Annotated in this window: 20 protein-coding genes; 13 read left to right on the top strand and 7 right to left on the bottom strand. The window is 64.4% G+C overall.

From position 1 onward, the window contains the following. Positions 1 to 90 precede the first annotated feature (90 nt). From guaB to ACZ1JC_RS23850, 3 genes are read left to right on the top strand one after another with little or no spacing between them, the layout of a single operon-like run. A complete protein-coding gene (gene guaB / locus ACZ1JC_RS23860; RefSeq protein ID WP_465137807.1) occupies positions 91 to 1548 on the top strand; it encodes an IMP dehydrogenase in 1458 nt (485 codons plus the stop codon). A gap of 23 nt (positions 1549 to 1571) precedes the next feature. Continuing rightward, positions 1572 to 2744 (top strand): RsmB/NOP family class I SAM-dependent RNA methyltransferase, encoded by a 1173-nt coding sequence (locus ACZ1JC_RS23855; RefSeq protein ID WP_465137808.1) that lies wholly within the window; start codon positions 1572 to 1574, stop codon positions 2742 to 2744. Positions 2745 to 2758: 14 nt separating this feature from the next. Then, positions 2759 to 3301 carry a tetratricopeptide repeat protein gene (locus ACZ1JC_RS23850; RefSeq protein ID WP_465137809.1) on the top strand — a complete coding sequence of 181 codons (543 nt, stop codon included), beginning with the start codon at positions 2759 to 2761 and terminating at the stop codon, positions 3299 to 3301. A gap of 123 nt (positions 3302 to 3424) precedes the next feature. On the opposite strand, the gene ACZ1JC_RS23845 is transcribed toward ACZ1JC_RS23850, so the two are convergent. Beyond that, positions 3425 to 3907 (bottom strand): RNA pyrophosphohydrolase, encoded by a 483-nt coding sequence (locus ACZ1JC_RS23845; protein WP_465137810.1) that lies wholly within the window; start codon positions 3905 to 3907, stop codon positions 3425 to 3427. Positions 3908 to 4189: 282 nt separating this feature from the next. Between ACZ1JC_RS23845 and ACZ1JC_RS23840 the strand changes: the two genes are divergently transcribed. The 3 genes from ACZ1JC_RS23840 to ACZ1JC_RS23830 all read left to right on the top strand — a co-directional run bounded on the left by ACZ1JC_RS23840 (position 4190) and on the right by ACZ1JC_RS23830 (position 8469). After that, positions 4190 to 6169, top strand: coding sequence for a 2-oxoacid:acceptor oxidoreductase subunit alpha (locus ACZ1JC_RS23840; protein ID WP_465138505.1), 1980 nt, complete (start codon positions 4190 to 4192; stop codon positions 6167 to 6169). 27 nt (positions 6170 to 6196) lie between these two features. Continuing rightward, complete coding sequence (locus tag ACZ1JC_RS23835) at positions 6197 to 7219, top strand: 2-oxoacid:ferredoxin oxidoreductase subunit beta (RefSeq protein WP_465137811.1); 1023 nt, start codon at positions 6197 to 6199, stop codon at positions 7217 to 7219. Positions 7220 to 7491: 272 nt separating this feature from the next. Then, complete coding sequence (locus tag ACZ1JC_RS23830) at positions 7492 to 8469, top strand: metal-dependent hydrolase (RefSeq protein WP_465137812.1); 978 nt, start codon at positions 7492 to 7494, stop codon at positions 8467 to 8469. Here ACZ1JC_RS23830 and ACZ1JC_RS23825 read toward each other — a convergent pair. Then, on the bottom strand, positions 8438 to 9154 hold the full coding sequence (locus tag ACZ1JC_RS23825) for a phosphatase PAP2 family protein (protein ID WP_465137813.1): 717 nt from the start codon (positions 9152 to 9154) through the stop codon (positions 8438 to 8440). The genes ACZ1JC_RS23830 and ACZ1JC_RS23825 overlap by 32 nt on opposite strands. A gap of 41 nt (positions 9155 to 9195) precedes the next feature. Here ACZ1JC_RS23825 and ACZ1JC_RS23820 point away from each other — a divergent pair, with 41 nt between their 5' ends. Beyond that, positions 9196 to 10575, top strand: a complete 1380-nt coding sequence (locus tag ACZ1JC_RS23820) for a cryptochrome/photolyase family protein (protein WP_465138506.1) — start codon at positions 9196 to 9198, stop codon at positions 10573 to 10575. A 49-nt stretch (positions 10576 to 10624) separates the two neighbouring features. Further along, complete coding sequence (locus tag ACZ1JC_RS23815) at positions 10625 to 11929, top strand: class I SAM-dependent methyltransferase (RefSeq protein WP_465137814.1); 1305 nt, start codon at positions 10625 to 10627, stop codon at positions 11927 to 11929. Positions 11930 to 12172: 243 nt separating this feature from the next. Here the strand turns inward: ACZ1JC_RS23815 and ACZ1JC_RS23810 are convergent, their stop codons facing one another. Then, positions 12173 to 12589, bottom strand: a complete 417-nt coding sequence (locus ACZ1JC_RS23810) for a hypothetical protein (RefSeq protein ID WP_465137815.1) — start codon at positions 12587 to 12589, stop codon at positions 12173 to 12175. 270 nt (positions 12590 to 12859) lie between these two features. On the opposite strand from ACZ1JC_RS23810, the gene ACZ1JC_RS23805 reads away from it, so the two are divergent. Then, entirely contained in the window at positions 12860 to 14062 is a 1203-nt protein-coding gene (locus tag ACZ1JC_RS23805) for an IS256 family transposase (protein WP_465135341.1), read from the top strand. A 258-nt stretch (positions 14063 to 14320) separates the two neighbouring features. Here the strand turns inward: ACZ1JC_RS23805 and ACZ1JC_RS23800 are convergent, their stop codons facing one another. The 4 genes from ACZ1JC_RS23800 to purF all read right to left on the bottom strand — a co-directional run bounded on the left by ACZ1JC_RS23800 (position 14321) and on the right by purF (position 17258). Continuing rightward, positions 14321 to 14515 (bottom strand): hypothetical protein, encoded by a 195-nt coding sequence (locus ACZ1JC_RS23800; protein ID WP_465137816.1) that lies wholly within the window; start codon positions 14513 to 14515, stop codon positions 14321 to 14323. 142 nt (positions 14516 to 14657) lie between these two features. Further along, positions 14658 to 14996 carry a PilZ domain-containing protein gene (locus ACZ1JC_RS23795; protein WP_465137817.1) on the bottom strand — a complete coding sequence of 113 codons (339 nt, stop codon included), beginning with the start codon at positions 14994 to 14996 and terminating at the stop codon, positions 14658 to 14660. 85 nt (positions 14997 to 15081) lie between these two features. Further along, positions 15082 to 15804, bottom strand: coding sequence for an SDR family NAD(P)-dependent oxidoreductase (locus tag ACZ1JC_RS23790; protein WP_465138507.1), 723 nt, complete (start codon positions 15802 to 15804; stop codon positions 15082 to 15084). Positions 15805 to 15809: 5 nt separating this feature from the next. Next, positions 15810 to 17258, bottom strand: coding sequence for an amidophosphoribosyltransferase (gene purF, locus ACZ1JC_RS23785; protein ID WP_465137818.1), 1449 nt, complete (start codon positions 17256 to 17258; stop codon positions 15810 to 15812). Positions 17259 to 17620: 362 nt separating this feature from the next. Here purF and ACZ1JC_RS23780 point away from each other — a divergent pair, with 362 nt between their 5' ends. The 4 genes from ACZ1JC_RS23780 to ACZ1JC_RS23765 all read left to right on the top strand — a co-directional run bounded on the left by ACZ1JC_RS23780 (position 17621) and on the right by ACZ1JC_RS23765 (position 20480). Then, entirely contained in the window at positions 17621 to 18862 is a 1242-nt protein-coding gene (locus tag ACZ1JC_RS23780; protein ID WP_465137819.1) for a lipoprotein-releasing ABC transporter permease subunit, read from the top strand. Continuing rightward, positions 18855 to 19529, top strand: coding sequence for an ABC transporter ATP-binding protein (locus ACZ1JC_RS23775; protein WP_465137820.1), 675 nt, complete (start codon positions 18855 to 18857; stop codon positions 19527 to 19529). The genes ACZ1JC_RS23780 and ACZ1JC_RS23775 overlap by 8 nt, the downstream gene beginning before the upstream one ends. Before the next feature lie 178 nt (positions 19530 to 19707). Next, positions 19708 to 19992, top strand: a complete 285-nt coding sequence (locus ACZ1JC_RS23770) for a hypothetical protein (RefSeq protein ID WP_465137821.1) — start codon at positions 19708 to 19710, stop codon at positions 19990 to 19992. Beyond that, on the top strand, positions 19989 to 20480 hold the full coding sequence (locus ACZ1JC_RS23765) for a glutathione peroxidase (protein ID WP_465137822.1): 492 nt from the start codon (positions 19989 to 19991) through the stop codon (positions 20478 to 20480). The genes ACZ1JC_RS23770 and ACZ1JC_RS23765 overlap by 4 nt, the downstream gene beginning before the upstream one ends. Positions 20481 to 20545 lie beyond the last annotated feature (65 nt).

Genomic DNA, 20545 nt, shown 5'->3' with positions numbered 1-20545 from the left:
GCGGCGGGCAAATTGGGGGCTAGCACTGGCGCCACCCTTTGATTACATGGGCCGCCACGATTCTCCCCCGACAAGATAATGGTGGCGCACATGGACATTCCCCTCGGACTTACTTTCGACGACGTACTGCTGCGTCCCGCCAAGTCCGATATCGTCCCCACCCAGGCCGATACCCGCACGCGCCTTACGCGCGACATTTCCCTCAACATCCCGGTCATCTCCTCGGCCATGGATACCGTGACCGAAGCGGACATGGCGATCGTCATGGCCCAGCTGGGCGGCATCGGCGTCCTGCACCGCAACCTCACGATTGAGGAACAGTGTGCCGCCGTCCGCGCCGTGAAGCGCTTCGAAAGCGGCATGGTGGTCAACCCGATCACGATCAGCCCGGACGCCACGCTGGGAGAGGCGCAGGCGATCATGCTGGCCAACAAGATCAGCGGCATCCCGGTGGTTGAGAATTCGGGCAAGCTGGTCGGCATCCTCACCAACCGCGACGTGCGCTTCGCCGCCAACCCGGCGCAGCCGGTGCGCGAGCTGATGACGCATGAAAACCTGGCCACCGTGAAGCTGGGCGTCGATCAGGAAGAGGCGCGCCGCCTGCTGCACGCCCGCCGGATCGAGAAGCTGCTGGTGGTCGATAACGACTTCCGCTGCGTCGGCCTGATCACCGTGAAGGACATCGAAAAGGCCGTCACTTATCCGGACGCCACCAAGGATGCCGCCGGCCGCCTGCGCGTGGCCGCGGCGACCACCGTGGGCGACAAGGGCTTTGCCCGTACCGAGGCGCTGCTGGCTGCCGAGTGCGACGTTGTCGTCATCGATACCGCCCACGGCCACAACAAGGACGTGGCGCTCGCGGTCGAGCGCGTGAAGAAGCTGTCGAACTCGGCACAAGTCATTGCCGGTAACATCGCCACCGCCGAAGCGGCGCGCGCGCTGATCGACGCGGGTGCGGATTGCGTAAAGGTGGGCATCGGGCCGGGCTCGATCTGCACCACGCGCATCGTTGCCGGTGTCGGCGTGCCGCAGCTCACCGCCATCATGGAAGCTGCCGAAGAGGCCGACAAGTCGGGCGTGCCGGTGATCGCTGATGGCGGTCTGCGCACTTCGGGCGACGCTGCCAAGGCGCTGGCCGCCGGCGCATCGACCATCATGGTCGGATCGATGCTGGCCGGTACCGAAGAAGCGCCGGGCGAGACGTTCCTCTACCAGGGCCGCGCCTACAAGTCGTACCGCGGCATGGGTTCGGTTGGCGCGATGGGCCGTGGTTCGGCCGACCGCTACTTCCAGGGCGACATCAAGGACCAGATGAAGCTGGTTCCCGAAGGCATCGAAGGCCAGGTCGCTTACAAGGGCCCGGCCAAGGACGTGATCCACCAGCTCGTCGGCGGCGTGAAGGCGGCCATGGGCTACACCGGTTCGGCCACGATCGAGGACCTGCGCAAGGGCGCGCAGTTCGTGCGCATCACCAATGCCGGCCTGCGCGAGAGCCATGTCCACGACGTGACCATCACGCGTGAGGCACCGAACTACCCCTCGCGCTGATCGCACGCGGGTAGAGCAAGGGCATGACGCCGGGTGCGCGCGTACAGGCGGCGATCGAGGTTCTGGACCTGGTGATCGCGGCGGCGCGCGCCAATGGTGCGCCTGCCGACCGGCTGATCGGGGATTGGTTCCGCACCCGCCGCTTCGCCGGCAGCAAGGATCGGCGTGCGGTTCGCGAACTGACCTATCGCGCGATCCGGGCCTGCGGCGAAGTGCCGGAGACCGGCCGCGCGGCCATGCTGCGCGTCGTGGCCGACGATCCGGAGCTTGCCGCGCTGTTCGCCGGCACCGGGCACTCTCCCGCGACGATCGTTCCCGGTGAGCCGGTGGCGGAAGCTGGCCTTGCCCCGCATTGGCTGGTCGAGCGTTTCGCGGCCAGCGCGGTTTCCGAAACCGATGCCATGGCGCTGCTGGACCGCGCCCCGCTGGACATTCGCGTCAACACCCTGCGTCCCGGACGGCTCGACCTGCCCGAGGGCGGTGAACGGTCCGTGGCCGCGCATGGCTGGCGCTATCCGCCCGAAACCAGCATCGAACAGTCCGACGCCTATGTTCACGGCGCCATCGAAGTGCAGGACACCGGATCGCAGCTGACCTGCGAAGCCGTGGCCGCACGGCCGGGCGAGACGGTGATAGACCTTTGTGCCGGGGCAGGGGGCAAGACCCTCGCTCTGGCAGCGGCGATGGAAAACAGCGGCATTCTGGTTGCCGCCGATACCGATCGTGCGCGCCTTTCGCGCCTTGCACCGCGTGCGGAGCGCGCCGGGGCCACCGCAATCGAAACCGTGTTGCTCAATCCCAACAAGGAAGCGCAGGCACTGCAGCGCTTTGCCGGGGCGGCGGACGCCGTGCTGGTCGATGCGCCCTGTTCGGGCACCGGCACCTGGCGCCGCAATCCGGAGGCGCGCTGGCGACTGACCGAAGCGCAACTGGCACGCTATGCGGCGATCCAGTCGCGCCTGCTGGACGTAGCGGCGGAACTGGTGCGACCGGGCGGACGGCTGGTTTTCGTCACCTGTTCGTTGCTGGACGAAGAGGGCGCCGATCAGGCGGCGGCCTTCCTGCGCCGCCATTCCGGCTGGCGCGCGGAAACGCCGGTGCTTCCCGCCGGAACGCCGCGCGGGGAGGGACTGCGCCTTTCGCCCTGGCACGATGGGACCGACGGCTTTTTCGTCGCACGCTTTCATCGGCTGTGATAGCGTCGGGCGTTATGATGAGGACCAAGCCCTCGGCCAAGGACCTGTTGATGCGTTACACGCCTGTTGCCATTGCCCTTTCTCTCGTTGTTGCCGTCTCTTCCAGCGCGATCCTCTCGCAGCCTGTCGCGCCGATGGATCCGCGCGCGGCCAATCTGCTGGGCGAAGGTCATGCCGCCGTTGCTTCGGGCGACATCAATGCGGCTATCGACTCTTATGAAGCGGCGCTGACGGTCGCCCCCGGCAATGTGTCGGTTCTGCTCGCGCTGGCAGACGCCACGCGCCGCCAGGGCCTGCAGGGCAAGGCTTTGCACTATTACCGCGTGGCGCTGGTTTCGGACCCGCGCAATCTGGAAGCGATCGCCGGCGAAGGCATTGCGCTGGCCGAAAAGGGCGCGACCGATAAGGCCGGCCGCAATCTTGCCCGCCTGCAGACGCTTTGCGGCAAGGATTGCGCGGAAACGCAGCAGCTTGCGGCCGAGATTTCCAAGATCGGCACGCCGCGCATGGTCAGCGCCGATGCAGTTGCGCCCAAGCCGGTGGTTTCGGAAAACTGATCCTTCGATCCTTCGACAAGCTCAGGATGAGCGGATGTTGTGTAATCCGCTCATTCTGAACTGCGACGTATTGCCAAGCCCCGCTCGCTCTGAGCTTGTCGAAGGGCTTGGCGCAAGCACGCCTCAAATCAGCGCGCGGAATTCTTCCAGAACGGCACGATAGACGCGCTTCTTGAAGGGGATGATCAGGTCGGGCAGCTGCTCGGCTTCCACCCATTTCCAGTCGTTGAATTCGGCCGGCTTGTGGGCTTCCAGATCGACATTGTCGTCGCTGCCTTCGAAGCGCAGCAGGAACCAGGTCTGGCGCTGGCCGCGATACTTGCCCTTCCACAGCTTGCCGATCAGTTCGTCCGGCAGATCGTACAGCAGTTCCTCGCGCGTGCGGGACAGGACGGTCACGTCCCGCTCGGTCACGCCGGTTTCTTCCCAAAGTTCGCGCAGCGCCGCGTCCTTCAGGTCTTCGCCATCGTCGACGCCGCCCTGGGGCATTTGCCACCAGTCGCCTTCCTTGGTGTCGATTCGCTTGCCGACGAAGACCTTTCCATCGGAATTGACCAGCATGACACCGACGCAGGGACGGTAGGGAAGGGACGCGAAATCATTCATCGTCGGAGAGAAATCCAGATTGTGAGGGGAAGGCTCGTCGCCGGGATCTGCTTGTGGATCGCTGTTTCGGAGCGCATGTCCGGCACAATGGCCCAAGCCCACGCGCAAAGCCAGCGCGATTTATCGTTCTATCCCCGGTAACCCTTTCGGGAACGATTCAGGCAGGGTCGGGATTTCGACCTTGAGAGTTTTTCTGTTTTGCACCGGTAGTAAGCAGGCATAGTCTGGGCGCGGGAGACAATTCGGCCGGCATCAGAACGGTACTCCCGGAGGAGGACGATGATGGCGACAGTGGTGTCGGATCAAGGCCCGTCGAATCAAAGCGCGTCGAATCAGGACGCATCCCCGCAGAGTGGCCCCGTAGAGGCCGTCGTCGTTCGCTTTGCCGGGGACTCTGGCGATGGCATGCAGTTGACCGGCGGGCAGTTCACCCTGTCCACCGCGCTGGCCGGCAACGATCTGGCGACGTTTCCGGACTTCCCCGCCGAAATCCGCGCGCCGCAGGGCACGCTGTTCGGCGTTTCCGCCTTCCAGATCAATTTCGGCTCCAGCGAGATCACTACGGCGGGTGACGCGCCCGACGTGCTGGTGGCGATGAACCCGGCCGCGCTGAAGACCAATGTGCAGGCGCTGAAGCCCGGCGGGCTGGTGATCGTCGACACTGGCGAGTTCAACAAGCGCAACCTGGAAAAGGCGAAGTACGAAACCAACCCGGTGGAGGACGGCAGCCTCGCCAAATGGGATGTGCTGGCCTTCGATATTTCGGCTTTGACCATGGAAGCGGTGAAGCCCTTCGGCCTTGGCAACAAGGAAGCGCTGCGCTGCAAGAACATGTGGACGCTGGGGCTGGCGCTCTGGATGTTCGACCGCGATCGGCAACCGCTGGTGGACTGGCTGAACGCCAAGTTCGCGAAGAACCCGGTGCTGGCAGAGGCTAACGTGGCCGCGCTCAACGCCGGCCATGCCTATGGCGAGACGGCGGAACTGGCCGGCCCGCTGCACAAGCAACATATCGATCCGGTGCCTTCGCAGCCCGGCCTCTACCGCACGATCACCGGGGCCGAGGCGGTCTCGCTGGGGCTGGTGGCCGGCGCGCAGCTGGCGGGCCTGCCGATGTTCTTCGGAGGCTATCCGATCACGCCGGCATCGGCGGTGCTGCACAATCTGGTGAAGATGAAGGAGTTCGGCGTCACCACCTTCCAGGCGGAGGATGAGATCGCCGCGATCTGCGCGGCCATCGGCGCGAGTTACGCCGGGCATCTTGGCGTCACCTCGTCCTCCGGCCCCGGCATTGCCCTCAAGGGAGAGGCGATGGGGCTGGCGATCATGACCGAGCTGCCGCTCGTCATCGTCAATTCGCAGCGCGGTGGGCCATCCACCGGGCTGCCCACCAAGACCGAGCAGTCGGATCTCTATCAGGCCGTCTATGGCCGCAATGGCGATGCGCCGCTGCCGGTGGTCGCCGCGCGGTCCCCTGCCGATGCGTTCGAATGCGCGATAGAGGCCTGCCGCATCGCCACCCAGTACATGACGCCGGTGATCCTGCTGACGGACGGCTATATCGGCAATGCTTCCGAGCCGTGGAAAGTGCCCGATCCGGCCACTTTCGCGCCGTTTCCCGTCACGTTCCTGGGTGAGAGCAACGATCCCGAAGGCAAAGTGCTGCCCTACAAGCGTGACGAACGGGGCGTGCGACCTTGGATCAAGCCCGGCACGCCCGGCCTGATGCACCGCATCGGCGGGATCGAGAAGGCGGTGGACACCGGCAACATCGATTATGCGCCCGATGTCCACCAGCACCAGACCGACGCCCGCAAGGCGAAGATCGACGGGGTGGCGCAGACCGTTCCCGCGCAGGAGGTCTGCCTTGGCAACCCCGGTGGGCAGCTGGCCGTGGTGGGCTGGGGGTCGACTTTCGGGCCGATCCATCAGGCGGTGCGCCGGGCGCGGAAGAAGGGGCTGGACGTCAGCCATATCCACGTGCGCCATATTTGGCCGCTGCCGGCGAACCTTGGTGAATTGCTGGCCGGTTACGACAACGTTCTCGTGCCCGAAATGAACACCGGGCAGTTCAAGACGGTGCTGCGTGACCAGTTCCTGATCGACGCAGTGCCCCTGTCCAAGACCAGCGGCCAGCCATTCGCCATTGCCGAACTGGAAGCGGCGATTGGTCGGTTTTTCGACGGCGTGCCGGACAATGAGGGTGGAGAGGTCGCGGTGAACGAGACCCAGCTTCCCGCACCGGAAATAGAACAGCCCTGATTCTTGGCACCAAGCCTGGAGACGATCATGAATGACATGACCCCCGTGACCACGCTGAAAGACTGGGAAACCGATCAGGAGGTGCGCTGGTGCCCCGGCTGCGGCGACTATGCGATCCTGAAGGCGGTACAGCGCACACTGCCGATGGTGGGCGCGGATCCGAAGAACACCGTGTTCGTTTCCGGCATCGGCTGTTCCAGTCGCTTTCCCTACTACGTGGAGAGCTATGGATTTCACACGATCCATGGCCGCGCACCGGCAGTAGCCACCGGGATCAAGCTGGCCAATCCGGACCTCGATATCTGGCTGGTGACCGGTGACGGCGATGGCATGTCGATCGGCGGCAACCACACGATGCACGTGCTGCGCCGCAATCTCGATTGCCAGATCCTGCTGTTCAACAACGAGATCTACGGCCTCACCAAAGGCCAGTATTCACCCACGAGCCGCGTTGGTACGCCTTCACCCACATCGCCGGTCGGATCGGTGGACCGTCCCGCGCTGCCCTGTGCTTTTGCGCTGGGGGCCGGGGCCCGCTTCGTGGCGCGTGGCTATGACGTCTCCAAGGATCTGCCCGATGTGTTGAAAGCCGCCTACGAGCATCGCGGCGCGGCGTTCATCGAGATATTCCAGAACTGCATCGTCTACAACAAGGACCGCTTCGACGACTTCACCGCCAAGGCCGTGGCGGCGGACAACCAGATTCAGGTGCGCGATGGCGAGCCCCTGTTGTTCGCCAAGGACACCAAGGGACTGGCGCTCGATCTTGATACGCTGTCGCTCAAAGTCGTCGATGTGGTGGAGGGCGACTGGCAGGCGGCCGGTGTGGCTGTGCACAACGTCCGCAATCGGGGGCTGGCGCATATGCTGGTGGAGATGCCGTTCGGGCCATTCCCGATGGCGCTGGGCGTGATCTACGACGATCCGGCGCCGACGTTCGAAAGCGCCGTGGTAGAGGAACGGGCAAGGCTGATCGCGGGCAAGACGGCCGATCTCGGCAAGCTGCTGGGCAAGGGCCAGACCTGGGTAGTCGAGGAAAAGGCGGGATAAAGTCGGAAGTGCGCGCATCCGGGCAGACTATCACCCACGACCATCACCCCCTCCCACTCCGTCATCCCCGCGAAGGCGGGGATCCCGCTTTCTTCTTTTTCAGCCACAGAGACGCGGAGACGCAGAGAGGGCAGTCTCAGCCCGATCTCTCTGCGTGCGCAAAAAGCGGGACCCCCGCCTTCAGGGGGGCGACGAGAAAAGTTGATCAGAGAAACGGGCGGACAGCATAATCGCTTCCGATATCCCGCCTTCGATGCAAGACACTGCTCCCCATGGATAATCTCACCCACAGCCTGGTCGGCTGGGCGCTAGGCGAAACCGGCCTGAAGCGCCGTACGCGCAAGGGGCTGGCGGCCTTGGTGCTGGCGGCCAACATGCCCGATATCGATGTATTCTTCGGCTGGTCCCCATGGGCGCCGCTGGCGATGCATCGCGGATTTACGCATGGGCTGGTCGGCGGCGTGCTGCTTATGCCGCCGCTGCTGGCAGGGATGTTGTGGCTGCTCGACCGTTGGCAGATGCGGCGCGGCACGGTGTTCCGCAGCGGACTGCCGATGCGCTTCGGCTGGTTGCTGGCGCTCTGCTATCTGGGCGCGCTGACCCATCCCATGCTGGACCTGCAGAACGTCTATGCGATCCAGTTGCTCTCCCCGATGCGGGGGGATTGGTTCCACACCGATGGCCTGTTCATCGTGTCGCCCTGGCTGCTGGCGATGCTGGGCGTCGGGATTTGGGGAAGCCGGCAGCGGGCGAAGCGGGGAAGGGCTAACGCCGGGCGGCCTGCGCTGGCAGCTCTGGCGGGCGTGGTGGGCTTCATTATGCTCAACATCGGCCTATCCGCGCTCGCATGGCGGGCACCTTCGATGGGCGAGCCTCATGCCGCACCCGATCGCGTCTTCGCTTCGCCGGAGCCGCTGGCGTTCTGGCGCCGTGACGTCATTTGGCGACAGCAGGGGCAGATCGCCTTCGGCCGCTACGATCCTTTCCGCAGCCTCACCACGCTGACCGAAAGCACTGGGCCGATTGCTGACAATATGGGCGATCCGTTGGCGGCAAAGGCGGGCCGGGCCACTCCGGCAGCGCAGAAGTTCCTGGCCTGGTCGCAAATGCCGATGGCGCGGATCGAACGGCATGGCTGCACTGCTAAGGTGACCTTCGGCGATGCGCGCTACACCGGGCCGGCCGTGCGACGCAATTTCAACGTCGCCGTCGATGTGCTTACGGGTGCTCCGGGCTGTCCGTCTCGGTGATATCCGCCACTGCCTCCGCCGGGCGATAGAGCGTGGCGCTGGCGGTGAAGGCCCAGGCCGCGCCGCCCAGCCAGCCGGCCATCACGTCGCTGGGCCAATGCACGCCCAGCCAGACCCGGCTCCATGCGATGCAGAGGCTCAGCAGCACGGCGGCGGCGATCAGCGTGTGCCGCACGCCCGCGCGCGCGTTCAATGCCGCAAAGGCGAGGGCCAGCGCGATATAGGTCGATGCCGAATTGAAGCTGTGTCCGCTGGGAAAGCTGGCGCCGCCCGCTTCGGTCAGGTGGGGCACGATTTCGGGACGCGGGCGGCCAAACAGCGCTTTCAGCAGAGTGTTGACCATGCTGCCCGTGATCACCGTCAGCGCCAACAGCACCGCCTCCCTCCGACATCGCAGCCAGAACAGGGCGACGACCGCAAGGGTGGTGAACAGGGTGATCAGTAACGATCCGCCCATCGCGGTAAGATCGCGCACCCATTCAAGCAGCTTTACCGGGCCGAGCGGCCGCAAGTCTCCCGCGCGCCAGAACAGCAGGCCTAACTGGTCGAAGTGCTGCGTGCGGCCGGTGGGAACGGCCCATACGAATGCGGCGAACCCTGCCCAGCAGACGGCAGCGGCAATCGCCGCCTTGCGCGGATCGATGCGGTGGCGGGGCAGGATGGGGACTTTGGGCAAAGGGTTCATGGCGCTAGGAAACCGTGATGACTACGAAGCGTTCCGGCACCATGAAAACTCCCGTGATCGTCTGGCTGCGGCGCGACCTGCGCCTGTCGGACCAGCCTGCCATTGTCGAGGCTGCAAGCAAAGGGCCGGTTATCCCGGTCTACGTGTTGGACGACGAAACGCCCCGCCACCGGCGCATGGGCGCGGCGTCCCGCTGGTGGCTGCACCATTCGCTCGCCAGCCTGGATGAGAGCCTCTGCGAGAAGGGATCGCGCCTGATCCTGCGGCGGGGCAAGTGCGAGGATGTGCTGGCCGATCTCATCAAGGAAACCGGCGCGCAGGAGGTTCATGCGCTGCACCACTACGAACCCTGGTGGCGCAATGCCGAAAGGGCGGTGGGCAAGGCGGTGGACCTGCACCTCCACCACGGCAATTACCTCGCCCCGCCGGGGTCGGTGCTGAACGGATCGGGCAATCCCTACCGCATCTACACCCCGTTCTGGCGGGCGCTGAACGAGCGGATGCCGCCGCACGAACCGCTACGTCGCCCGCAGAAGATCGATGCGCCGCACATGTGGCCGAACTCCGACCGGCTGGAGGATTGGAACCTGTTGCCCAGCAAGCCCGACTGGGCCGGCGGCATGCGCGATATGTGGCAGCCGGGCGAGGAGGGCGCGAAGAAGCGCCTCCATGACTTCGCCGAAGAAGCAGCGCGCTATGAAGCGCAGCGCAACCTGCCTTCCGTGGAGGGCACCTCGTTCCATTCGCCTCACCTGCATTTCGGAGAGATTTCGCCCGCGCAGGTCTGGCATGCAGTGGCTGATGCCGGCGGTTCGGTGGACGTGTTTCTGGGGGAGCTGGGCTGGCGCGACTATGCGCAGAACGTGATCCTGGCGCTGCCCGACTATGGCAGCCATTCCGCCAAGGAGGACTTCGCGCACCTTCACTGGCGCAGCGGCAAGGGCGCCGAGGCGGACCTGAAGGCATGGCAACGCGGCATGACCGGCTATCCCATCGTCGACGCCGGGATGCGCCAGCTCTGGCACACGGGCTGGATGCACAACCGCGTGCGGATGATCGCCGCCAGCTTCCTGATCAAGCACCTGCTGATCGACTGGCGCGAGGGGGAGCAGTGGTTCTGGGATACGCTGGTGGATGCCGACTATGGCTCCAACGCGGTGAACTGGCAGTGGAGCGCCGGCTCCGGCGTGGATGCGCAGATGTTCGTGCGGATCATGGCGCCGCTCAGCCAGTCGGAGAAATTCGACGCTGCCGCCTATATCCGCGAATGGGTACCCGAGCTGGCCGATCTGCCCGAACCGGAGATCCATGATCCATCGCCTATGGTCCGCCCAAAGGGCTATCCCGCCAAGCTGGTCGAGCATCGCGACGGGCGCGAACGGGCTCTTGCAGCGTGGCAGAAGCTTAAGACAAACAACTAGGCAGTATAGGCAATTGCCCTCGGCCGAGAACGGGATCATATCCGGAACCATGAACGCGCATGCACCCGGGAGAGGCGAAGAACTGGTCGATGGCGGACGGGCGATCGGCGTCGGTCCGCAATGGCTGGCAAAGTTGTGGTCGGGCGGTGTGGCGAAGATTCTCGACCGGATCGACGCGGGCCTCATTCGCGGATCGATAGAGGCCACGCTGCCTTCGGGTGAGACGCGGATGCTGGGCGGGCGGCAGCCCGGATTCGACGCGGCTGTGCATCTGAAAAGCTGGCGCGCTCTGCTGCGGCTGGCGACGTCGGGCTCGGTCGGCTGGTATCAGGCGTGGGAAGCGGGCGAGTGGGACAGCCCCGATCCGGTGCCGCTGTTCGCGCTGTTCATGGACAATGCCCGCAGCCTGGGCGACACAGCGCGGGCACGCGGCCCATGGCGACTGGCGACCCGGCTGATGCACTGGCTGCGCCGCAACAGCCGCGCCGGTTCGCTGCGCAACATTCACGCGCACTACGATCTGGGCAACGATTTCTATGAGGCGTGGCTGGGCGACACCATGCTCTATTCCAGCGCGATCTACACCAAGCCCGGCAGCGGGCCGAATGCGCTGGCGCAGTTCGTCACCCCGCTGGATGCGGCGCAATCGAACAAGATCGTGGCCATCGCGCGCCGGCTGGCGCTGCAGCCCGGTGGGCGCGTGCTGGAAATCGGCTGCGGCTGGGGCACGCTGGCGGCCTTCCTTGCCGATTGCGAGCAAGTCGCGGTCGATGCGATCAGCCTGTCCGACGAACAGCTTGCCTATGCGCGTCAGCGCTGGAAGCCGCAGACCGGCACGGTGGATTTCCGCAAGCAGGACTATCGCGACGTTGCCACTGCGAACGGCGCCGCGCTCTACGACGGAATTGCCTCGGTTGAGATGGTGGAGGCGGTGGGGCGCCAATACTGGCCCGATTTCCTCGATTGCGTGGCGCAGAACCTGAAGCCGGGCGCCCGCGCGGCGATCCAGTACATCTCGATGGATGAACGGATTTTCGAATCCTATGCCCGCAGCGCCGATTTCATCCAGACTTTCGTGTTCCCCGGCGGCATGCTGATCAACGAGCCGGAATTCCGCGCTCTGGCCGAGGAACGCGGCCTCACCTGGGAAGACCGCAAGGGCTTCGGGCAGGACTATGCCCGCACTCTGCACGCCTGGCGCGAGAATTTCGACGCGGCGGTGGAAGGCGGACGGCTACCCCCCGGCTTCGACGAACGCTTCATCCGCCTCTGGCGCTTTTACCTGATGTACTGCGAAGGCGGCTTTCTGGGCGGCGGCATCGACGTGGCGCAAGTGACGCTGGTGAAAGCCTAGCGGGCGGGCCTAGCGCTTGCCCACCCCGTTGCAACTAACTTCGCTACGCTTCGTAAGTCTCGCGACCCTCCCGCCTGTGGGAGAGGTTGGGGTGCGCTTTCCCGCCTTCAGCAACGCGGGTATTTCGATTGGATCGTCGAAACGCGACAGGGTCGGCTTCGGACAATCATCTGCGCGCCGCTTTACGGCTGCAATGTTGGGTGAGCGGCCCCTTGCTTGACCCAAGTCCGGCGAGTGCCGTTGTTACGGCATGGTTGGATTGCGTCTGACCATCATGATCCGGGCAATTTTCGTAGCACTACAGGTGATCACCATGGCGTAAGCTTTATCCCATGGACGATCAGTCGCTCGCGTGACGAAAACAATGAGCGACGCATAGCCCGAGTATATTTGAGAGACGTGATTGTCCTTCGCATACCATTGACGAAGATATTCAATTATTTCGTTATGGCCTCGTGCGAGGGTCTTTCCGTCATCAGACAAAATGATTGCATCTGATTCTAACAGTTCGTCAATTTGAGAGAAGTCGCCCCTCTCAATTGCAGAAGGCAACATCTTTTCGACGCGCCACACGCCTTCTGAAACCGGCGGAATGATCGAGGCGCGTGCAGTGACAGGTAGCGCGCAAAGCGTAGCCAATAGAAGCAGAAAGCGCATCATCCGGTTAGGTATAGCACACCTTAAAACGACTGCTATGTCAGCGTATGCCGTATGGCAGGTTTTGGATCGAAATTGCATAGCTCCGCCATTCCCGTTTTGGGAACCGCGCCATGTGACGGTTGTGACTTCCGGCGCTGCAACGCGGGCATTGCATTCAGGCAGAAGAAGAGATCGTGTCCCGGGAGGTGGTGTAGCTGAGGGTTGAGGTGGTCACCGTGATTTTCGGATAGGTTTGGGTTGCGAAACTCGAACCTGACGGAAGGAATCACGATGACCGATCCGATGATGCACCTGCGTTCGCTGGTAGAGAAGACCCCGGACGCGGATATTCTACGCGAGATGATCTCGTTTGCCGCCGAGCGGCTGATGGAGATGGAAGTCGGCAACCTGACTGGCGCTGGCTACGGCGAGAAGTCTCCCGACCGGCTTGTTCAGCGCAACGGGCACCGCGAGCGCGACTGGCAGACGCGGGCCGGCACTGTCGAGCTGCGGATCCCAAAGTTGCGCAAAGGCAGCTACTTTCCCGTTTTCCTCGAACCACGTCGGATGGCGGAGCGGGCGCTGACTGCGGTGATCCAGGAGGCCTACATCCAGGGCATTTCCACCCGCTCAGTGGACGATCTGGTCAAAGCGCTTGGCATGGACGGCATCTCCAAGAGCCAAGTGAGCCGCCTATGTGAGGAGCTCGACGAGCGCGTGCATACCTTCCTGGACCGCCCGATCGAAGGGGATTGGCCGTACCTTTGGATCGACGCAACCTACGTGAAGGTTCGGCAGAATGGGCGGATCGTCTCGGTGGCGGTGATCGTCGCGGTAGGCGTGAACAGCGACGGTCGCCGCGAAGTGCTGGGCATGGACATCGGCGCCTCGGAAGCCGAGCCTTTCTGGACCGCCTTCCTGCGCAAGTTGACGCGCCGAGGACTGCGCGGCGTCAAGCTGGTCATCTCCGACGCGCACGAAGGCATCAAGGCAGCCGTCTCCAAACTGCTCTGTGCCACGTGGCAGCGCTGCCGGGTTCACTTCATGCGCAATGCGCTGGCTCATGCCGGTAAAAGCGGCCGCAGGGTTGTCTCCGCCTTCATCGCCACCGCCTTCGCTCAGGAAACACCCGAGGCCGCCAGCCAGCAATGGCGTGCCGTGGCCGATCAGGTGCGACCCAAACTGCCCAAACTGGCAAACCTGATGGATGAAGCCGAACCCGATGTGCTGGCCTACATGACCTTCCCGCGCGAGCATCGCGCCAAATTACACAGCACAAACCCCATCGAGCGCCTCAACGGCGAAATCAAACGCCGCACGGATGTCGTCGGCATCTTCCCCAATGAGGCTGCCATCACCCGACTCATCGGCGCTATCCTCATGGAACAGTCAGACGAATGGGCCGTCCAGCGTGCCCGCTATATGACCCTTGAAACCATGGCGCCGGTCAGCGACAATCCAATCACCATGCTCTCAGCAGTCCCAGGAGCATGAACGGCCCAGACGGATGCCGAAATGCGCGGCGCCTCGGCTTCAGCTACACCACGCCCCGGGACACAGTCGAAGAAGAAAAGAAGAAGTTCGCGCGGAGGCGCTAACGGGTTGCGTGGCGCAGCACGCCATTTCCTTTCAGCATGGAGGAACCGCAGCCTCGAAAGGGAGGGCGGCTTTGCCGCCGGAACGACTTCTTTGCGCCTCCGCGCCTCCGCGCGAACCCATTCTTAAACCGAGGGCTTCAGGCCTCGCCGCCAGTCAGCAGCAGGTGGCAGGCTTGTCTCGGCGGCTGGTGGCGCGCAGGGAAGCGATGACGGCGGCTTGGTCGCGGAGCATGGCGGCGGCCTGCAGCATGGCCGCCTCGGCGGTAGTGTCTGCGGACCGGGGGCCCGCCAGCGTTGCCCACATTTCCAGGGTTCGGGCCAGTTCCTCGGCCTCGCGCTGATCCACCATGGTCTCCCTGTCGTTGCGGATTGCTCCGGCATCTTGGGGAGGCGTATCTTCTTCAAATGGCTGAAAGATCGACGCTTAATCTGCGAACGTGCCACTGCGTCGGACGAATGACATGCGGACGCAGGCGAGTGGTGGCAGGGCGTCAGCTGCCCGCGCCGCTCCAGCGGGCCAGGATCGATTCGAGGATGATCGGGCTCAGCAGCTGTTCGAAGGCGCAGCCGACAAGGCCGTCCTGCCACCAGATCACGCGCGAAGGCAGGGCCTCCATGCCGGGCAGCGTCAGCCAGCAATAGGTGCCGGGATGGACGCGGCTGATCGCGGTGGTGGAAAAGCCAGAGAGCGAAAGGTCGCGCACCGCCGTCTGGAAACCCTTCGCGCCCGATGCGCGAAAGCTGGCCGGAATCGAAATGCGCACGCGCGGTGCGCTGCGGTCTTCCTGCGCGGCCAGTTCGTAGCGGTGCGGCGGTTCAGTTTTGATCATCGGCCCGATACCTGTCCCGTTTTTGACGGCGCGGGGATCACGGCGCCGTCCGGACGAAGGATCGCCGAATGCAGTTACCAGCGCGTTACGAAGGCTGGTTAACGGTTTCGCGGTGCCGGGTCTCGAACTGTTCACCAAGCAGCGCCACGATCCGCTCTGCCACCACTTCGGGCGGCTTCACCGATGCGGGCGCTTCGCCCGGATAGGCGCGGGCGCGCATGGCGGTGCGGGTGGCACCGGGATTGACCACGGCCACGCGGACCTTGGACGTGTTGCGCGTTTCTTCGGCGTAGCAATCCAGCAGCACGTCGGCCGCGGCCTTGCTGGCGGCATAGGCGCCCCAGAATGCGCGGGGCTTTTCGGCGACGGTGCTGGTCATGCCGATCACGCGGGCATCGTCGCTCTTGCGCAGCAGCGGATCGAAGTTCGCGATCAGCGCCTGCGTGGCAAGGACGTTGGTGGTCAGTGCCTTGTTGAAGGCGCGCTGGTCGATATCGGCCACGCTGGTCAGTTCGGGCAGGATCGCCGCGTTGACGACCATGATGTCCAGCTTGCCCCAGCGCTGCGAGACGGCGGTGGCAAGGCGGGCGATGCCGTCCGGCTCCACCAGATCGACCGGCGCGATCGTGGCCGCGCCGCCCGACTGGTAGATCTGTTCCTCGATCGCTTCCAGCGCCTTGGTGTCGCGCCCGGTCAGCAGCACATGCGCGCCGGCCTGCGCCAGCGCCACGGCCGTTGCCGCACCGATGCCACGGCTGGAACCGGTGACAAGCGCCACCTGCCCGTCGAACGGCTTTGCCCCCGCCAATTCGCTCACGCTGCGGTCAGCTCGGTCGAAAAGCGATCGGTGAAGTCGGTCAGCTTGGTCGGATATTCGCCCGAGAAGCAGGCGTCGCAGAACTGCGGGCACTTCTTGATGCGCTTTTCCTCGCCGACCGCGCGGTAGAGACCGTCGATCGAAACGAAGGCCAGGCTGTCGGCCTTGATGAAGTCCGCCATGGCCTGGATGTCCATGTTGGCGGCCAGCAGCTTCGAACGCTCCGGCGTGTCGACGCCGTAGAAGCACGAATGCTCGGTCGGCGGGCTGGCGATGCGCATGTGCACTTCGGCAGCGCCGGCATCGCGCATCATCTCGACGATCTTGAGCGAGGTGGTGCCGCGCACGATCGAATCGTCGATCAGGATGATCCGCTTGCCTTCCACGACGGCGCGGTTGGCGTTGTGCTTGCGCTTTACGTCGGCATTGCGGGCGGCATCGCCCGGCTGGATGAACGTGCGGCCGACATAGTGCGAGCGGATGATGCCCAGTTCGAACGGAATGCCCGACTCCTGCGCATAGCCGATGGCGGCAGGCACGCCGCTGTCAGGCACGGGGATCACGACGTCGGCAGCGGCGGGCGCTTCCTTGGCCAGTTCCATGCCGATCTGCTTGCGCACGCCGTAGACCGAGCGGCCGTCCATCACCGAATCGGGACGGCTGAAGTAGACGTGCTCGAAGATGCAGGGGCGCGGTGCCGGGTTGCCGAAGGGGCGATGGCTGGAGATCGTGCCCTTGTGGTCCACCTGAACCATTTCACCCGGCTCGATCGAGCGGATGAATTCGGCGCCGATCACGTCGAACGCCACGGTTTCCGAAGCGAACACGGTGGCGTCGCCGATGCGGCCCATCACCAGCGGACGGATGCCCAGCGGATCGCGGCAGGCGATCATGCCCTCTGCGGTCATGCAGATCAGCGAGTAGGCGCCTTCCACCATGCGCAGCGCGTCGACGAAACGGTCGAGCAGGGTGGGGTAACGGCTGGTGGCGACGAGGTGGATGATCACCTCGGTATCGGAGGTCGACTGGAAGATCGAACCCTTCGACACGAGATCGCGCTTCAGCGTCATCGCGTTGGAAATGTTGCCGTTGTGGGCGATCGAGAAACCGCCGTCGGCAAGGTCCGCGAACAGCGGCTGCACGTTGCGCAGGCCCGAACCGCCGGTGGTGGCATAGCGCACGTGGCCGGAAGCCATGGTGCCGGGCAGGGTGTCCAGCTCACGCTGGGAGAACACTTGCGCCACATGGCCAAGGCCGCGGTAGGAGTGGAACTCCGACCCGCTGAAGCTGGTGATGCCCACCGCTTCCTGCCCGCGATGCTGGAGCGAGTGAAGCCCGGCGGCGGCGATATTCGCGGCCTCACGAGCGCCGATTACGCCGAAGATGCCGCACTCTTCGCGCAGCTTGTCCCCGTCGGCGTCAAGGAAGGGGTTAGTCAGGTTCATGGGTGTTTTTTCCGGCCCGTTGGCGCGTCAATATCTGGCGCGCATTTGGATCGGATCGGCCCGAATTGCAAGGGGAGAAGCCCTCGGCATGGCGCGGGTCGCGGCAAGGCGCCGGTATGACGGGGTTCTGCGCCGCCTCTGCGCCTGTCAGATGACCGTCTGATGACAGGTCTGATGACGGGGCGAAAGCATGATCTGCGCCCGAATCGCGGCGGCGGGGGTGGTGCCGGGAACAGTTCGGTGCTTCACGTATTGTTCAGCCACGCAAATTCACCCGTAGATGCCGCTCGCGGTGGTGCTTGCCAGTCTTCGCGCATAGCCTTAATGCCGCCCCATCCAACGATCTCAGACGGACCCGTCGCTTGATCCTGTCCCCTTTCGAATGGACCATTGCAAAGCGCTATATGCTGCCCGGAAAGGGTGAGCGCTTTATCGCATTGGTCGCCGGCATCAGCCTTGTTGCCGTCATGCTCGGCGTCGCCGCGCTGGTTATCGTCATGAGCGTCATGAACGGTTTCCGCGCCGAACTCTTCGACAAGATCGTGGGCCTGAATGGCCATGCGATCGTCCAAGGCTATGGCAGCCGGATCGATAACTGGCAGGATGTCCTGAAGGACATTCAAAGCACGCCGGGCGTCACCCGGGCATCGCCGCTGATCGAACAGCCGCTGCTCGCCAGCTTCAACGGCCGGGTGGAGGCGATCCTCGTGCGCGGCAACACCGCCACCGACATCGGCCGCCTGAAGGACAAGATGAAGTCCGGTAATCTGGCCGAATTGCGGCCGGACAGCAACAATGTCGCCATCGGCAGCCAACTGGCGCAGAACCTTGGCGCGCAAGTGGGGGACATGATCACGGTGATCAACCCGCAGGGCCGCGCCACGCCGTTCGGCACGGTGCCGCGCCAGATCTCCTACCGCGTTGCCGCGATCTTCGAGATCGGCGTCTACGATTACGACAATGCCTTCGTGGTCATGCCGATGCGCGATGCGCAGACCCTGCTGCTCACCGGCGATACCGTGGGCATGATAGAGGTTACGACCACCGATCCCGACCATGTGGAGCGCATCCTGGCGCCGATCCAGCGCAAGCTGGCCGGCCGCGCCGTCGTCACCGACTGGAAGACCATCAACGCCTCCCTGTTCGAGGCGCTGGCGGTGGAGCGCGTGGCGATGTTCGTGGTGCTCTCCATCATCGTGCTGGTGGCGGTGTTCAACATCCTCTCCTCGCTGATCATGCTGGTGCGCGCCAAGACGCGCGACATTGCGATCCTGCGCACGATGGGCGCCACGCGGCGCTCGCTGCTGAAGGTCTTCGTGACCACGGGCTTCTGCATCGGCGCATTGGGGACGGTGGCCGGCGTGGTGATCGGCTTCATCTTCCTCTATTTCCGTCAGCCCATCGTTCATGCGGTGGAGATCGTGACCGGCCAGAACCTCTGGGATCCGTCGATCCGCTTCCTGACCGAGCTGCCCTCCCGCTCCGACCCCGTCGAGATCGCGGTCATCTGCGTGATGTCGCTGATCTTCAGTTTCCTTGCCACGCTCTACCCGGCCTACAAGGCGGCGAGCACCGATCCCGTGCAGGTGCTGCGCTATGAGTGATCCCGTCGTTCGCCTGAAGGCGCTGACCCGCAGCTTCGAACAGGGCGGCGTCACCATCGATGTGCTGCGCGGCGTCGATCTGGACGTGCAGCCCGGAGAGATCGTGGCGCTGCTGGGCCCATCGGGCTCGGGCAAGTCCACCATGCTGCAGGCCATCGGGCTGCTGGAAGGCGGTTTCGGCGGCATGATCGAGATTGCCGGGATCGATGCCTCGAAACTGGGCAAGGACCGCCGCGCGGCGGTGCGGCGCGATCACATCGGCTTCGTCTACCAGTTCCATCACCTGCTGCCCGATTTCAACGCGATCGAGAACGTGGTGCTGCCGCAGCTCATCACCGGCAAGCCGCGCGGCGAGTGCGAGGATCGCGCGAAGGAACTGCTGGGCGCGCTGGGCCTTGGCCAGCGCCTCGAACACCGGCCCAGCAAGCTTTCGGGCGGCGAACAGCAGCGCGTGGCCGTGGCCCGCGCGCTGGCGAACCGGCCGCGTCTGGTGCTGGCGGACGAGCCCACCGGCAATCTGGACGAGGCGACGGCGGACAAGGTCTTTGCCCAGTTCCTCGAACTCGTGCGCGGGCAGGGCAGTGCGGCGCTGGTCGCCACGCATAACGAGCGGCTGGCCGCGGCGATGGACCGGGTGGTGCGCCTTCACGAAGGCGTGCTGACCTGAGTCAAATGGGCCTGAGCCAAACGGGCCCGAGCCAAACGAGATCGCCCGGAGGGTATTGCCGCGTCAGGGACATTACCCTTGTGGGTATCCTGCAAGCGAAAGCGGAACTCGCGTTGAATTCGGCTATTTCGCATACCAGATACGATTAGAATACAAGCGCACAGAAGGATCGCAGAATATGAGCGACATTCCGTCCACCATCCGGGCTGAAAGCGCCGGACCGGACCGGTTTCACTGGGAAGACTCGGCAGAGCTTCACAAGTGCGCGGACGGCGGCGGCCTGTTTCACAACCTCAAGGTCATCCGCCGTGGCAGCGTGGGCGATCTGATCAGCTTTGTCATGTCGTTGCCGGAAAACGAGCAGGACGATTACGCGATCCAGAAGGACGGCGATCGCACCTTCCGCATCGGCGAAATCCGCGCCTTGTCCCGTCGCGACGACTTTCCCAGCAAGAGCGCGTGAGCAGCGATCCCCGCACCATCGCCGACTTCACGGCGAGCCTGCCCAATGGCGAGAAGATCAGTCTCGCCGACCGGGCGGGCAAGGTGCTGCTTGTCGTCAATACCGCCAGCAAGTGCGGGTTCACGCCGCAGTACAAGGGGCTGGAGGATCTCTGGCGCCAGCATGGCGCGCAGGGTTTCGAGGTGATCGCCTTCCCCTGCAACCAGTTCGGCGGTCAGGAACCTGGCGAAGCCGACGAGATCGCCAGCTTCTGTGAGGTGAACTTCGGCCTTTCCTTCCCGCTGATGGGCAAGGTGGAGGTGAACGGCGACAATGCGCCGCCGCTCTGGCAGTGGCTGAAGGCGGAAGCGCCGGGTGTGCTGGGCAGCAAGTCGATCAAATGGAACTTCACCAAGTTCCTGATCGGCCGCGATGGCAAGGTGGTGCGCCGCTATGCGCCTACCGACAAGCCCGAAGCCATCGAGAAGGATATCGCCGCGCTGCTCTGAGCGCGCTGCGGAGCCGGACAGGAAAAGGGGCGCTGCCGCGATGGCAGCGCCCCTTTTCGTTTGCT

The sequence above is a fragment of the Sphingomonas sp. BL-S-28 genome, from assembly GCF_055521515.1.
This window is presented reverse-complemented; position numbering and strand designations above follow the sequence as displayed.

Bases quoted from the DNA above. Each gene is read 5' to 3' on its own strand.
- ACZ1JC_RS23840 (WP_465138505.1), top strand. From the start codon at position 4,190: ATGGCGACAGTGGTGTCGGATCAAGGCCCGTCGAATCAAAGCGCGTCG.
- ACZ1JC_RS23845 (WP_465137810.1), bottom strand. From the start codon at position 3,907: ATGAATGATTTCGCGTCCCTTCCCTACCGTCCCTGCGTCGGTGTCATG.
- ACZ1JC_RS23830 (WP_465137812.1), top strand. From the start codon at position 7,492: ATGGATAATCTCACCCACAGCCTGGTCGGCTGGGCGCTAGGCGAAACC.
- ACZ1JC_RS23770 (WP_465137821.1), top strand. From the start codon at position 19,708: ATGAGCGACATTCCGTCCACCATCCGGGCTGAAAGCGCCGGACCGGAC.
- guaB (WP_465137807.1), top strand. From the start codon at position 91: ATGGACATTCCCCTCGGACTTACTTTCGACGACGTACTGCTGCGTCCC.
- ACZ1JC_RS23775 (WP_465137820.1), top strand. From the start codon at position 18,855: ATGAGTGATCCCGTCGTTCGCCTGAAGGCGCTGACCCGCAGCTTCGAA.
- purF (WP_465137818.1), bottom strand. From the start codon at position 17,258: ATGAACCTGACTAACCCCTTCCTTGACGCCGACGGGGACAAGCTGCGC.
- ACZ1JC_RS23855 (WP_465137808.1), top strand. From the start codon at position 1,572: ATGACGCCGGGTGCGCGCGTACAGGCGGCGATCGAGGTTCTGGACCTG.
- ACZ1JC_RS23820 (WP_465138506.1), top strand. From the start codon at position 9,196: ATGAAAACTCCCGTGATCGTCTGGCTGCGGCGCGACCTGCGCCTGTCG.
- ACZ1JC_RS23800 (WP_465137816.1), bottom strand. From the start codon at position 14,515: ATGGTGGATCAGCGCGAGGCCGAGGAACTGGCCCGAACCCTGGAAATG.
- ACZ1JC_RS23850 (WP_465137809.1), top strand. From the start codon at position 2,759: ATGATGAGGACCAAGCCCTCGGCCAAGGACCTGTTGATGCGTTACACG.
- ACZ1JC_RS23795 (WP_465137817.1), bottom strand. From the start codon at position 14,996: ATGATCAAAACTGAACCGCCGCACCGCTACGAACTGGCCGCGCAGGAA.
- ACZ1JC_RS23810 (WP_465137815.1), bottom strand. From the start codon at position 12,589: ATGATGCGCTTTCTGCTTCTATTGGCTACGCTTTGCGCGCTACCTGTC.
- ACZ1JC_RS23835 (WP_465137811.1), top strand. From the start codon at position 6,197: ATGAATGACATGACCCCCGTGACCACGCTGAAAGACTGGGAAACCGAT.
- ACZ1JC_RS23825 (WP_465137813.1), bottom strand. From the start codon at position 9,154: ATGAACCCTTTGCCCAAAGTCCCCATCCTGCCCCGCCACCGCATCGAT.
- ACZ1JC_RS23815 (WP_465137814.1), top strand. From the start codon at position 10,625: ATGAACGCGCATGCACCCGGGAGAGGCGAAGAACTGGTCGATGGCGGA.
- ACZ1JC_RS23805 (WP_465135341.1), top strand. From the start codon at position 12,860: ATGACCGATCCGATGATGCACCTGCGTTCGCTGGTAGAGAAGACCCCG.